The organism is Psychrobacter sp. CoH-33_TS_01, from assembly GCF_058189395.1.
In genome coordinates, this window is the sequence record NZ_JBVGQI010000004.1 from 254,371 (window position 1) to 268,320 (window position 13,950).

Genomic DNA, 13,950 nt, shown 5'->3' on the forward strand with positions numbered 1-13,950 from the left:
TATTCAGACGCTCTATTTATTCAGAAGCTCTAGGGGGCTCTTGGGTATCTGTGAGTGCCGGGTTGGCTTTGGTCAATTTATTGCTACCATCGCTATCCCCATAGATATCATCATTATCGCCAATCACAATATGCTTATCGACCAGATAGATAATCAGCAAGATAGGCACCCCTATCAGCGCGGTAAAGGTAAAGAAGAACGGATAGCCCAAGTTATCCACTATGGTGCCTGAGTAGCCGCCCAATACTTTCGGTAATAGCGTCATTAATGAGGAGAAAATCGCATATTGCACCGCGGTAAAGCGTATAGAGGTCAATGCTGATAAGAAGGCAATGAACACAGCACTGGCCAGACCAGCCGCTAAGTTATCAAAAATCACGGCCGTATACATGACCGGTAAGCTGCCCGGATGATAGGTCAAAACTACAAACAGCATATTACTGACTGCGGCCAAGATGGCACCGATCATCATCGCCTGCATCATACGTATCTTTTGCGCCAAGATGCCGCCTAAAAAGCCACCACCGATGACCATAATCACGCCAACTAACTTCACGGCAGTAGCGATATCGGTTTTACTAAAGCCCATGTCTTGATAGAAGACGTTGGACATGACCCCAGCGACGATATCAGAAATACGATACAGACCAATCAAGGCCAACAGTAATAGCGCCTTTTTCCCATAGCGGCGGAAGAAATCGACGATGGGCTCAATCCAAGTGACATAGGCCATTTGCTTATTCACTAGACCTACCATGACCAATAGGTAGCCTACCAGTAACGATACCCCTAAGCTTGACAGCATCCGGATGACTTCGTATAAGAATTCAACCGCCACGCTCTCACTATCTGGCAGCACCTGACCTACATAGATAAATGTCATGACGAAAGCTGAGACGGCTAAGGCGAATACAAAGACTAAGCGGCCATAATCGCTCGCTTTCTGCTCAATACGCACTTGCTGACTAATCGGCTCCTTAATTACTAAAGTCGTCACTACCCCGACGCCCATAACGGCCGCCATAATCCAATAAGTGTTGCGCCAGGCTTCATAACTATATAAAGCTTCCGTCGAGCCGAAATAATCTGCTAAATACAGCGCCCCTGCTCCCGCAAAAATCATCCCTAAACGATAACCAGCGGTATACATGGCCGATAAGACCGACTGCAAACTGGGCGGTGCCAACTCGATACGATAGGCATCAATAACAATATCTTGCGTGGCAGATGAAAACCCGAGTAAGACTGCTCCCACTGCCATATAGGTCAACATATCGTCATTAATAGGATTGACGCTGGCCATAATGCAGATAGCGCCAATGATTAGCGCCTGCGACACCAGCATCCATGCCCGTCTTCGCCCCAGCCACTTCGTTAATATAGGCAATGGCACGGCATCGATCAGCGGTGCCCAAATAAACTTAAAAGAATAGCCTAACGCTGCCCAACTGAAAGTCGTGACCACGCCACGTTCTATACCCGCCTCTCTTAGCCATAGCGATAGACTAGAGAAAATTAATAGAATAGGAATACCAGCGGCAAAACCTAAAAACAGCATGATAATCGCACGGCGATCCAGATAGGCTTTCGCAGCCTCAGACCAAGACTTCTTGGCGACGATGCCGTGGGGATGAGCAGGTGGAGTTGCAGACATAATGGTGGAGCCTAACCAAGGGGATATATAGAAACTATCCAGATAATAAGAAGACTTATTGCCAACTGCTTAGACCGTGCGAGCCTGCAAACCTACTAACTGCTCAGTTATAACGGCATCACGGTAGGGATTGGCAAATTCAGCTATGGTACTGCAGAAATTCTGTAATGACCAGTACTGATGCGCCAGCATAACTTGCACCATTTGCTGAATAAACAATACTCCTATCAATGCGTAAGATACCCGTAGCGAAAGCTTGAGGTAAATATAAGTCCTAATGACACTGGCATGATTACAGGAGTAATAGCAACGTGGCGAGAAAGCTAAGTCGTTCTAACGTTTTAAATTATTAATAATTAGCTACTCTATGATTCATTATACAAATACACACCATGGGTTTGATTAACTATTCAAATCATACCGGGGATTGTATTGTATTTAATAAATCAACAAAATCTTTTTACTCTAGCTAAGCTCACCTCTCAGCCAAGGATATGATTATGGACAACAATACTAATACCCCAACGGGCAAATGCCCTGTAGATCACGAAGCTGCGAAACAAAATCTTAATCCTACTAACCCTGTCTCTAAGACGGCTTCTCAAACTGTCGCTAATCCAGAACGCGCCGAAATTGGTGATGACCATGGCCCTACTATCCATAGCGAAAATGTAGACAGCGATCATACTCCGGAGCGTCCCGCAATGAGCGGTTGCCCCGTCATGCATCAAGCCCATACTTTGCAGGATTCTTCCGCCACGGATTGGTGGCCAAATGCCCTCAACCTAGATATTTTGCATCAACACGATACCAAGACCAACCCTTTGGACCCAGATTTTGACTACGCCAAAGCGTTTGCTTCACTGGATTTAGAAGCCGTAAAATCTGACCTGAAAGATTTGATGACGGACTCACAAGAGTGGTGGCCAGCCGATTGGGGTCATTATGGTGGTCTGATGATTCGTATGGCGTGGCACTCAGCAGGCACATATCGCAAGAGCGATGGCCGTGGTGGCGCAAATACCGGCAACCAACGCTTTGCGCCATTAAATAGCTGGCCGGATAATGCTAACTTAGACAAAGCCCGCCGTTTGCTTTGGCCGATTAAGCAGAAATATGGCAACAAGCTCTCTTGGGCAGACCTTATGATTTTGGCCGGCAACATGGCTTATGAATCAATGGGCTTTGAGACCTTTGGCTTTGCCGGTGGTCGCGCCGATATTTGGCATCCCGAAAAAGACATTTATTGGGGTAATGAGCGCGAGTGGCTAGCCCCAACAGAGCAGCGCTATAATGATGATGGCGACCGTGAGTCGTTAGAGAATCCTCTAGCGGCTGTGCAAATGGGCCTCATCTATGTCAATCCTGAAGGTGTCGATGGTGTCCCCGACCCTATCAAGTCAGCACAAGATATTCGCACCACGTTTGGCCGCATGGCGATGAACAACGAAGAGACTGTCGCCCTTGCAGCCGGTGGTCACACCGTCGGTAAATGTCATGGTAATGGCGATGCTACCGTGTTAGGTGATGAGCCAGAAGCCGGTGATATCACCGACCAAGGCTTTGGTTGGCTCAACCCTAAAGGCTCAGGCAATGCTGGCGATACGGTCACCAGTGGTATCGAAGGCGCTTGGACCACCAATCCGACGCAGTGGGATAATGGCTATTTCGAGATGCTGTTCAAACATGATTGGGCACTATCAAAAAGTCCTGCCGGCGCACATCAGTGGGAGCCTCTGAACATCAAAGAAGAAGATATGCCGGTCGATGCCCATGACCCTAGCGTACGTCGCAAGCCCATTATGACCGATGCTGATATGGCCATGATTAAAGATCCTGAGTATCGCAAGATTTCAGAGAAGTTCTATAACGACCCTGAGTACTTCTCAGAAGTATTCGCTCGAGCTTGGTTTAAGTTGACGCATCGTGATATGGGCCCGAAGAGTCGTTATATTGGCCCTGATGTACCGGCAGAAGACCTCATCTGGCAAGATCCTATCCCGAGTATAGACTATACTTTAGATGATAATGAAATCGCTGAGCTTAAGGCTAAAATCCTAGACTCAGGCCTGAGCCGCCAAGACCTAATTAATACCGCTTGGGACAGTGCTCGCACTTTCCGCAACTCAGACTATCGTGGTGGGGCCAATGGCGCACGTATTCGCCTAGCGCCACAGAAAGATTGGGTAGGCAATGAGCCCGCGCGCTTACAGACTGTCCTTACAGCACTAGAGGGCCTACAAGCAGACCTTGAGAAACCTGTGAGCCTAGCTGACCTGATCGTATTGGGTGGTAGCGCGGCTATCGAAGCTGCAGCTCGCGGCGCGGGTGTCGATGTCAGTGTACCGTTTACCCCTGGTCGTGGTGATGCGACGGATGAGATGACCGATGGGGAGTCTTTTGAAGATTTAGAGCCACGTCATGATGGGTATCGCAACTGGGTGAAATCCCAATATGCGGTCTCTCCTGAAGAGCTACTGCTCGACCGCAGCCAACTTATGGGGCTCACGGCTCCTGAAATGACCGTACTAGTCGGTGGCATGCGCGTCTTGGGGGCCAACTATAGCGACAGTCAACACGGTGTCTTTACCGACCGGGTCGGCGTGCTAAGCAACGATTTCTTTGTCAATTTGACCGATATGAATAACAATTGGGTGCCCGCTGCTAAGACGGCAGATAACAACCTTTTTGAGATTCGTGACCGTCAAACTGGGGAAGTTAAGTGGACCGCCACTCGGGTTGACTTAGTCTTTGGCTCCAACTCTATCTTACGCTCATACAGCGAGCACTATGCGCAAAATGACAACCAAGAGAAGTTCGTCAAAGACTTTATTAAAGCTTGGGTAAAAGTGATGGATGCCGACCGCTTTGATGTTAAAGGCTAAAGGGTCAACCGCTAGGGTTATCCGGCCAGTACCGGCCTGCTGAATTTAACAGTCGAACTCAACAGTTTAACTCAAAACCTGAGCTCAGAAACCGAACTAAAAATTGAGTTAAATCTAGTATTTACCTAACAAAAAGGCAGTCAGTATCTTTACTGGTTGCCTTTTATTCATTTATAGAATATAAAAATACTAATAATTAATTTATTAGAATATAATATAGCGACTACACTGTAGCCCATAACGCTGTATGACAGCAAAACCTACGGATAGGGACCATTTACGTCCAATTTATATTAGCTATTCTTTGATATTGGGCCGCATTGGCCCTGTTGTCTTATCTCTATCAAATACCTTACTGTGTTTTAGGAACTCATCATGGCCATCAATGTCGTCGTCAACCAGCGCCATTTACAGATTCAATTAAAGCAGCTTGAGACCGTTTGGCATACGGTGGTCAATGGCTATAATCTCAGTCAGGCGGCAAATGTCCTGCACACTAGTCAATCGAGCTTATCGAAGCATATTGCTGCGCTAGAAAACCAATTAAAAACTGAAGTATTCGTACGCCAAGGTAAACGTTTGACGGGTCTCACGCCCATGGGTGAGTCGCTGCTGCCGCATATTGAATCGATATTTGCAGAGATTCGTACGATTGAAAACTTAAGCTTAGATTTTAACAATCCGCAGACCGGCACCTTAACCATTGCGACGACGCACACGCAAGCCCGCTATGTGCTACCCGATGTGATTAAACAGTTCCGTGAGCGCTTCCCTAAGGTCAATTTAATTTTACAGCAAGCCGATCCAGAGACAATCGCGCAAATGGTTATCCGTGGCCAAGCAGATATCGGCGTGGCTACCGAGTCGCTACTGCATAATAATTATCTACGCTGCCACCGTTACTACGACTGGTCGCATCGCATCATCGTACCCAATGACCATGAGTTGGCCGGTGAGACCGAGATTGACTTACCAACGCTCGCCAGCTATCCCATCATTACCTATCATGGCGGCTTTACTGGCCGCGGTGCTATTGACCAAACCTTTACGGATGCTGGGCTTGAGCCTGAAATCGTCCTTGCTGCTTTAGATGCTGACGTGATTAGCACTTATGTAGGTTTAGGTTTGGGTGTGGGTATCATCGCTGAAATGGCGTTTGAGCCGCGTCATTACCCTGAGTTGACTGCCATCCCTGTCGATCATTTTGGCCGCTTTACCAGTTGGATGGCGGTGCGAGACGATGCTGAGATTCGTCAATATGGTCGTGCCTTTATCGACTTGTGCCAAAAGCAGTTTGCCAGCTAGGTGCGTCTATTAAATAAGCCTTAAATCCAGAAAAATAGTCTCTGCCTTTAATGGCATTATTTACCGCTAATAAACTATTTCACTATCCTAAAGTCATAACCCTACTAGCAAAGTTGTTAGTAGGGTTTTTTGTGTAATTGTAACCAGTTTATTTATGGTCAGTATTATGGGTTTATAATTAACTCTCTGATGCGACTCGTTTATATAGGAATACTTTTGAGTGAGCGTACAAATATCTGCGCACTGTCTGCAAGAGTGCTATTAAAACAGCAGTACTTTTTGCACGATATTAATTTTGCACCATCTCGTCAATCCCAGTATCACTACTTAGCTTAAGTCACCCAGCTGACTATTGCAGCTGCACTGATTAAGCCGACTTTTAACTTCTCCTGCTGTGAGTCAGGTTATGGACCGTCATAACTGATTATCGCTAGCAAAGATGGAATACCCATGGAAAAATTTGTCGCCATTATTATGGCTCTATTCGCGCTGCCGCTATTGATTGGTGGTGGCTACCTGTTGTCACTTGGAGGTAGCCCCTACTATGTCATCGCGGGCTTAGCGATGTTGGCAACCGCCTTTTTATTATTTAAACGTCATTGGACCGCCTATCTGGTCTACGCTATATTTATTTTAGCTACGGTCATTTGGGCCGTCTGGGAAGCAGGCTTCTATTGGTGGGCCTTAGCCACTCGTTTAGGCTTCCCACTCATTTTTGGTGCTCTCATGCTATTGCCTTGGGTCGCCAAAAAGATGGGCATCGTCTCGCCAAAAAACAGATATAAAGTCTTATTAGGGCCGGCAGACAATACCTTGTCTACGGAAGCTGGCTTAGAGACGGGCGCTGTCGCCGAGCCTATCGTAACGGCAGATAAGGTAGAAAATGATGCGATAGTTCAAGACAACCCTAAACCAAATAGCGGCAGCCCTGCCTATTATTGGGCCCTGTTAGCCAGTGTCGGGGTGGGCGCATTGGTCGCTTTTGGTAGTATGGCAAACAATGCTACCGATAAGTTAGGCCGGCTAGATTTAGGTAATGAAGTCGCTGATGCCAAAACGGATACAGCCGCTGCCACTACCACAGCAAATCTAGGCGACCCACTCGCTGATGGCCGCGAAACGCCGGATGGAGAATGGAGCGCTTACGGCCGTACTGACTACGGTCAACGCTACTCGCCACTGGCACAAATTAATACCAGTAACGTAAATAAACTCAAGCTCACTTGGCAAATCCAGACTGGCGACGTCAAAGGGCCTAACGATATTGGCGAGACCACTTATCAAGCTACCCCACTAAAAGTGGGCAATGCGCTGTTCTTATGTACCCCGCATAACTGGGTCATGGCGTTAGATGCTGATAACGGTGAGAGTCTTTGGACCTTCGACCCTAAAGTTGGCAAAGACTTACAACGTCAGCATCAGACTTGCCGCGGTGTGTCTTACTATTCTGGCCGCAGTGCCGCTGGAGACACGGCGACCGCTACAGACTTAAAAGTAGAAAAGGTCACGGGTAACACCTTTGAGCAGCCTGCTACTCAATGTGATGCCAAGATTTATATTCCAACTTCCGACGCGAAGCTCTATGCTTTAGATCCAAAAACGGGGCAACGCTGTACCGATTTCGCCAAAGATGGCGAGCTCGATCTTATGCACAATATGCCTTATAAACAAGATGGCTATTATTACTCTACCTCTCCACCTATCGTGGCGGGTAACGTAATTATTGTCGCCGGTGCCGTCAATGATAACTATGATATCAACTCGCCTTCAGGCGTGATTCGTGCCTATGATGTCAATACTGGTGAGCTGATGTGGAACTGGGATTCAGGCAATCCTGATGAAACCGCTCCTTTTGATGTCAATGACCCCACCCAAACTTATATGACCAGCTCCCCCAACTCATGGGCGATTGCTAGTGCCGATGAAGAGCTTGGTTTAGCATACTTCCCGATGGGCAACCGTACGCCCGATCAGCTAGGCCGTTATCGCACGCCTGCAGAAGAGAAATACTCGACTTCAGTAGTAGCGCTCGATTTAAAAACGGGTAAAGCACGTTGGGTTCAGCAGTTTGTGCATCATGACCTTTGGGATATGGACACGCCTGCGCAGCCAAGCTTGATTGACCTAAATACTAAGGATGGTCTGCAAAAAGCCTTAGTCGTGCCTACCAAACAGGGTGACGTCTATGTGCTAAACCGAGCTACTGGTGAGCCTATCCTGCCGGTTGAAGAGCGTCCTGCCCCGCAAGACTATCTCATCGAAGGTGAGCATGCCGCTCCTACGCAGCCTTTCTCAGCACTGAGCTTTGAGCCTGAGCCTCTCGTCGAAAAAGACATGTGGGGCGCCAGCTTACTCGATCAAATGATGTGCCGTATTGAATTTAATAAGCTCAATTATCAAGGCCGTTATACACCGCCTTCGTTACAAGGCAGCTTAGTCTATCCGGGTAACTTCGGGACCTTTAACTGGGGTGGTATCGCGGTTGATCCTGAACATGGTGTGATGTTTGGCATGCCCACTTACTTAGCCTTTACCTCTAAGCTGATTCCTCAAGAGCAAGTCAAAGGCGCGACCAATGAAGGTGAGCATGGTGTCAACGCTAATATAGGGGCTGACTATGCAGTTGAATTAGGTCCCTTCCTATCGCCACTTGGTGTCCCTTGTCAGCAGCCACCTTGGGGTACAGTCGCTGGTGCAGACTTAACTACAGGTAAAGTCGCTTACCAACGTAAAAACGGTACCGTACAAGATCTGTCGCCTATCCCTGTGAAGTTTGAACTGGGTGTGCCGGGTATTGGTGGTCCTATCATTACCAAAGGTGGGGTCGCGTTCTTATCAGCCGCTACAGAAGATAACTTCCGTGCTTATGACTTAAAAACGGGTAAGGTATTGTGGAACGAACGCATTCCTGCCGGTGGACAAGCCACGCCAATGACTTATCTCAACTCGAAAGGGGAACAGATGGTCGTATTGGTCGCGGGTGGACACGGCTCTGTCGGTACTAAAATTGGGGATTATGTCTTGGCTTATAAACTAGCGGATTAACTTCTCGTTTATTCAACCGTATGACTAAATAAAAGCAGGTGACTAAATAGGCGCCTGCTTTTTTTCTTATGCCTGTTTTACTGATGCCTATTTCTATTGTAGCTTTATGCAGCACTACCTTGAAACCTCCTTTATGAACAAGCATATACCTTGCATAGCAAAATAATAATGACTACAGCATCTGCTTTTATCTAATGCTAGCTGTCCTTCTATAACAAAGCTGCTATTTAATAAAATACTTCCTTAATATAAAGAGAATTCTATGACTATCCCCCTATCCTTTTTAGACCTAGCCCCTGTCCCCGAAGATAAAACTGTCGCTGAAGGTATTCAGCAAACTGTCGAAGTTGCAAAGCTTGCAGAGTCGGTTGGTATTAATCGCTATTGGCTGGCTGAACATCATAATATGCCTGGGATTGCCAGTGCCGCGACTTCAGTACTATTGTCCCATATCGGCAGCCAAACCAGCCGTATGCGGATAGGCTCTGGTGGCGTTATGCTCCCCAATCATGCGCCTATCGTGATTGCTGAGCAGTTTGGTACGTTACAGGCCCTCTACGGTGATCGTATCGACTTAGGTCTTGGCCGTGCCCCGGGTACGGATGGCGCTACCTTTAGAGCCCTCAGACGCCAAATGCAAGACGCCGACCGCTTTCCGCAAGATGTGCAAGAGCTGCTGTTCTTTTTGGGCAATGACTCGAATGACAGTCCTGTGCAAGCCTTCCCAGGTGCTAATAGCAATATTCCCGTTTGGATATTAGGCTCCTCGCTGTTTGGCGCTACTTTGGCGGCAAAGCTGGGTCTGCCTTATGCCTTTGCCTCTCACTTTGCCCCGCGGATGATGACGCAAGCTATCCAAGCGTACCGCGAGCAGTTTGAACCCTCACAGTATTTAGATAAGCCCTATGTGATGCTAGCGGCGAACTTATTATTGGCCGATGATGACGAGACCGCGCGCTACCACTTTACTTCGACCCAGCAGAGCTTTGTACGTCTGCGCCGGGGTGGTCGTGGCCAGATGCCAAAACCAACGCATAATATGGACAACATTTGGAGCGCTCCCGAAAAAGCCATGGTGGATGATGCCCTAGCCGTATCCTTTGTTGGTAGCGTGCCGACCGTACAAACCTTACTGCGTCACTTTATTGACGAGCATCAACCTGATGAGCTGATGGTGACCGCTAATATCTATGATCAAGCGGCAAGATTACGCTCACTAGAGCTAATTCCTGAGCTGGGTATATTTGATTTAGCTCAGTAAAAACGACCTATTAGTAGGCAAAAAACCCAGACCATATGGCCTGGGTTTTTTCTAGCAATTTTATCTTAGTGACTTGCTATGTGCTTTTTTTAAACTTAATTTTCTATCCGGCTTAAGGCCAGTATTAACGACACAGCTTTTCGGCTAATAATTTCGCAGAGTCGCCATTGAAATCATAAATATCGCTAACTTTGCAGTCATTAGCATCACAAGTTAGGCTAAAGTCTTTATAGCCCTTATCGTACCCGCCCATACCATCATGAAAAATGGATTCGGCTCTAACCCGGCCTTTACCCACCATACTGTAGTTGATGTGATCCGCATCGTTCAGCATATAGCCATTGCCTTCTACCAATTTCATAGCCTCAACCGCATCGAAGCACTCGGTTAAATCACTAGAGCCATCCTCATATTGAATCGTGCTGTTGCTGCTCGCCATACTAAGGGCTTTTTGCAGACCACTATCTGCATATTTATATAGCGTCTTATCGATATCGTAATCTTCATTCGCCGACAGCTCAGCCAACGCTTCGTTATACATATTTTCTATCGTAGATAATTTCAAATCATCATTGGCATGGACTAATGAGGTGGCCATTAAGGATAAAGCCAGCAGCGCTATTTTACTTTTCATTGTGCAATCTTCTTATCTTGAGTGGTTTATTGCTTAACATTGTTTGTCATGGTTTGTCATTACTGAACTGGACCCATCATTATAAATTAATGCCGTCGATTTCAGATAAATAATGCGCCTTATTACATCCAGCCCGCCCCCCGCAGCATAGCCGCACCGATGGCCATACCAAATAGTGATACCACCGTCGTGAACGCTAAGATATTAGCCGCTAATACCTCATTGCCCCCCATAGCCTTGGCCATGACATAACTGGCTGCCGCCGTGGGTGAGGCCACCATTAGAAATAATACGCCCATGTGTACGCCAGTGAGACCAAAGCCCAAGCCTACGGCAACTGCCAACAAAGGAGCGATAACGATTCGCCCTATACTCGCCTGCATGGATAAGCCAGAGGGGCTCAGCATCGATTTGATATCGATAGTGGCCCCTGCACAGATTAAGGCTAAAGGTAGCGCAATAGCGGCTAATAAATTACCCGTTTGTAGAATAACGCCCTGTAATGTAGGCAGCCCTAGCGCTTTATAAACGAAGGCAGAGACTAAAGCAATAATGAGGGGATTGGCTATGATCTTTTTACCAATCATGAGTATGCGACCGCGCCCTGTGGTGATGCCGGTAGAGACCCGGCTTAGGGTAATGACGGCTAGCACATTAAAGACAATCGTAATGATGCCCATATAGACGGCGCCTACGCTTAAACCCACTTCGCCATAAGCATTCGCTACGGTCGCCAGCCCTAAAATCGCCATATTGCTACGGAAGATACCTTGCACAAAGACGCCCTGATCTTCAGGCTGCTCAATGAAGCAACGAGCATAGATTTCAGCACCACCAAACAGCAATAGCGTGACTAGTAACCCTGCGCCGATTAACACGATTTGCTGGCTATAATCTACCGAGCTGTTGGCGACACTGAAAAATAGCAGACAAGGCAGCGCATAATTAAACACCATCTTTGACGCTTGATCGATAAAGGCTTGGCTCACCTCACCGCGACGCTGCATAAAAAAACCTAACCCCATCAAGACAAGGTTAGGCAGAACAATAGTGATGGCAAAAATAATAGCAGCAGACATGGACGGCTCATTGACGAGTAGCGCGGGGTGATAAACCCACTTTACTGCCTTTTAAGGCGGTAAAAATACGCTACTGTTGATGGTATGTAGCAAGACGAAAAATAACATAGGAAACAATATAAGAAACCACGACTACCTGCAATAATGCATTAGGCAAAGTAGCCGCTGTTTATGTGCTCTCTCTTATGACGATGCGAGGGCAGCTTTGGCTTTTTTCTGTTTTTTTACCGTCATCGCCAGCAACTGAATCGCTGCCGGTGTCACGCCACTGACTCGGCTCGCTTGCGCTAGGGTCACCGGGCGCACTTGCGCTAATTTCTGTACTATTTCATTGGATAGCCCTGAGACTACGCTATAGTCAAAATCGACCGGTAGCGCGGTATTCTCAAGACGCTTCATCTGCTCGATGTCATCGGCTTGGCGGTCGATATAACCGGCATATTTGACCGAAATTTCGATTTGCTCGCCGACTTGCGCATCAACTTTTGAATCCGTAATCGCGGCAATATCGGCAAAGTGAATCTGCGGCCGTTTAAGCAAGTCATAGGCGGTAGCTTCTTTTGACAACACCTCCCCCGTTTGCTCAGCTACTCTGGCGCCTAGCTCATTGCCTGGGCTCGCCCATAGCGCTTGCAGACGCGCAGATTCGCTAGCGACCGCTTCCATCTTACTCTGATAAGCCTCCCAGCGTGTATCATCAACCAGACCCAGCTTACGGCCCTCTTCAGTTAAGCGCTGATCGGCATTGTCTTCGCGCAACAATAGACGGTATTCGGCACGGCTGGTAAACATGCGGTACGGCTCTTTGGTGCCGTGGGTAATCAGGTCATCGACCAACACCCCCAGATAAGCTTGATCACGGCGTGGCGTCCACGTCTCCATGGCTGGATTGTCTTGGGTCGCTAAGGCAGCGTTGGCTCCGGCCAATAACCCTTGCGCGCCAGCCTCTTCGTAACCGGTAGTGCCATTAATCTGACCGGCGAAATATAAGGCATCGATGGACTTGGTCTCAAGCGTCGGCTTTAGATTCTGCGGATCAAAGTAATCATACTCAATCGCATAGCCTGGACGGGTGATATGAGCATTCTCCAACCCTTTCATGGTATGGATAAACTCTAGCTGCACATCGAAAGGCAGACTGGTTGAGATACCGTTTGGATATAACTCATGGGTGGTGAGACCTTCGGGCTCAATGAATATCTGATGGCTATCTTTGTCGGCAAAGCGGTGGATTTTATCTTCGATAGAAGGACAATAGCGTGGCCCTACCCCTTCGATTTTGCCAGAGAATAGCGGTGAGCGATCCAAATGTTGACGGATGATGTCATGGGTCTGAGCATTGGTATGGGTGATATAGCAATTGACCTGCTCAGGGTGCATCGAGACGTCGCCCATATAGCTCATCACCGGTAGCGGCGTATCGCCAGGCTGTACCGTCATAACGCTAAAATCGACTGTGCGCGCGTCAATACGAGCCGGTGTACCGGTCTTGAGACGTCCGACGGGCAGTTTGAGCTCCCGCAAACGATCGGCTAATTTGATAGACGGTTGGTCGCCCGCACGGCCGCCTTTGGTATTATCAAGACCGATATGGATAACCCCACCTAAGAAGGTGCCTGAGGTCAGTACCACGGTTTTGGTACGGAAGATAATGCCGGTTGAGGTCACGACCGCACAGGCCTTACCATTTTCCACCAAGATATCATCAGCGGCTTGCTGAAATAAATCCAGATTGGGCTGATTCTCTAGCGTATGGCGAATAGCGGCTTTATAAAGGATACGGTCAGCCTGCGCGCGCGTAGCCCGTACCGCCGCTCCTTTACGGCTATTAAGGACACGGAATTGAATACCGGCCTTATCAGTGGCTAGCGCCATAGCCCCACCTAAGGCATCAATCTCACGCACCAGATGCGACTTACCAATCCCGCCAATAGCCGGATTACAGCTCATCTGTCCGAGCGTCTCGATATTATGGGTCAGGAGCAGCGTTTGCGCACCCATGCGTGCAGCTGCCAGCGCCGCTTCCGTCCCTGCGTGCCCGCCGCCAATGACGACGACATCGTAAGTTTTTGGATATTGCATGTGTG

The 13,950-nt window shown here is 48.0% G+C and carries 9 protein-coding genes; 4 read left to right on the top strand and 5 right to left on the bottom strand.

What is annotated here, in order from left to right:
* Positions 1-16: 16 nt before the first annotated feature.
* Together ACZ2XM_RS08915 and ACZ2XM_RS08920 are read right to left on the bottom strand one after the other, a co-directional pair.
* Positions 17-1,654 carry an AmpG family muropeptide MFS transporter gene (locus ACZ2XM_RS08915; protein WP_490589484.1) on the bottom strand — a complete coding sequence of 546 codons (1,638 nt, stop codon included), beginning with the start codon at positions 1,652-1,654 and terminating at the stop codon, positions 17-19.
* A gap of 69 nt (positions 1,655-1,723) precedes the next feature.
* Positions 1,724-1,873 (bottom strand): hypothetical protein, encoded by a 150-nt coding sequence (locus ACZ2XM_RS08920; RefSeq protein ID WP_490589483.1) that lies wholly within the window; start codon positions 1,871-1,873, stop codon positions 1,724-1,726.
* Positions 1,874-2,358: 485 nt separating this feature from the next.
* Between ACZ2XM_RS08920 and katG the strand changes: the two genes are divergently transcribed.
* From katG to ACZ2XM_RS08940, 4 genes are all read left to right on the top strand, one after another.
* A complete protein-coding gene (gene katG / locus ACZ2XM_RS08925) occupies positions 2,359-4,539 on the top strand; it encodes a catalase/peroxidase HPI (protein ID WP_490589557.1) in 2,181 nt (726 codons plus the stop codon).
* Positions 4,540-4,953: 414 nt separating this feature from the next.
* Positions 4,954-5,844 (top strand): LysR substrate-binding domain-containing protein, encoded by an 891-nt coding sequence (locus ACZ2XM_RS08930; protein ID WP_490589556.1) that lies wholly within the window; start codon positions 4,954-4,956, stop codon positions 5,842-5,844.
* A 450-nt stretch (positions 5,845-6,294) separates the two neighbouring features.
* Positions 6,295-8,889, top strand: coding sequence for a membrane-bound PQQ-dependent dehydrogenase, glucose/quinate/shikimate family (locus tag ACZ2XM_RS08935; protein ID WP_490589482.1), 2,595 nt, complete (start codon positions 6,295-6,297; stop codon positions 8,887-8,889).
* Positions 8,890-9,151: 262 nt separating this feature from the next.
* Positions 9,152-10,150, top strand: a complete 999-nt coding sequence (locus tag ACZ2XM_RS08940) for an LLM class flavin-dependent oxidoreductase (RefSeq protein ID WP_490589481.1) — start codon at positions 9,152-9,154, stop codon at positions 10,148-10,150.
* A 124-nt stretch (positions 10,151-10,274) separates the two neighbouring features.
* On the opposite strand, the gene ACZ2XM_RS08945 is transcribed toward ACZ2XM_RS08940, so the two are convergent.
* The 3 genes from ACZ2XM_RS08945 to mnmG form a co-directional block, all read right to left on the bottom strand.
* Entirely contained in the window at positions 10,275-10,784 is a 510-nt protein-coding gene (locus tag ACZ2XM_RS08945) for a hypothetical protein (RefSeq protein WP_490589480.1), read from the bottom strand.
* Between the two features lie 122 nt (positions 10,785-10,906).
* Positions 10,907-11,863 (bottom strand): AEC family transporter, encoded by a 957-nt coding sequence (locus ACZ2XM_RS08950; RefSeq protein WP_490589479.1) that lies wholly within the window; start codon positions 11,861-11,863, stop codon positions 10,907-10,909.
* 183 nt (positions 11,864-12,046) lie between these two features.
* Positions 12,047-13,945, bottom strand: a complete 1,899-nt coding sequence (gene mnmG / locus ACZ2XM_RS08955; RefSeq protein ID WP_490589478.1) for a tRNA uridine-5-carboxymethylaminomethyl(34) synthesis enzyme MnmG — start codon at positions 13,943-13,945, stop codon at positions 12,047-12,049.
* Positions 13,946-13,950 lie beyond the last annotated feature (5 nt).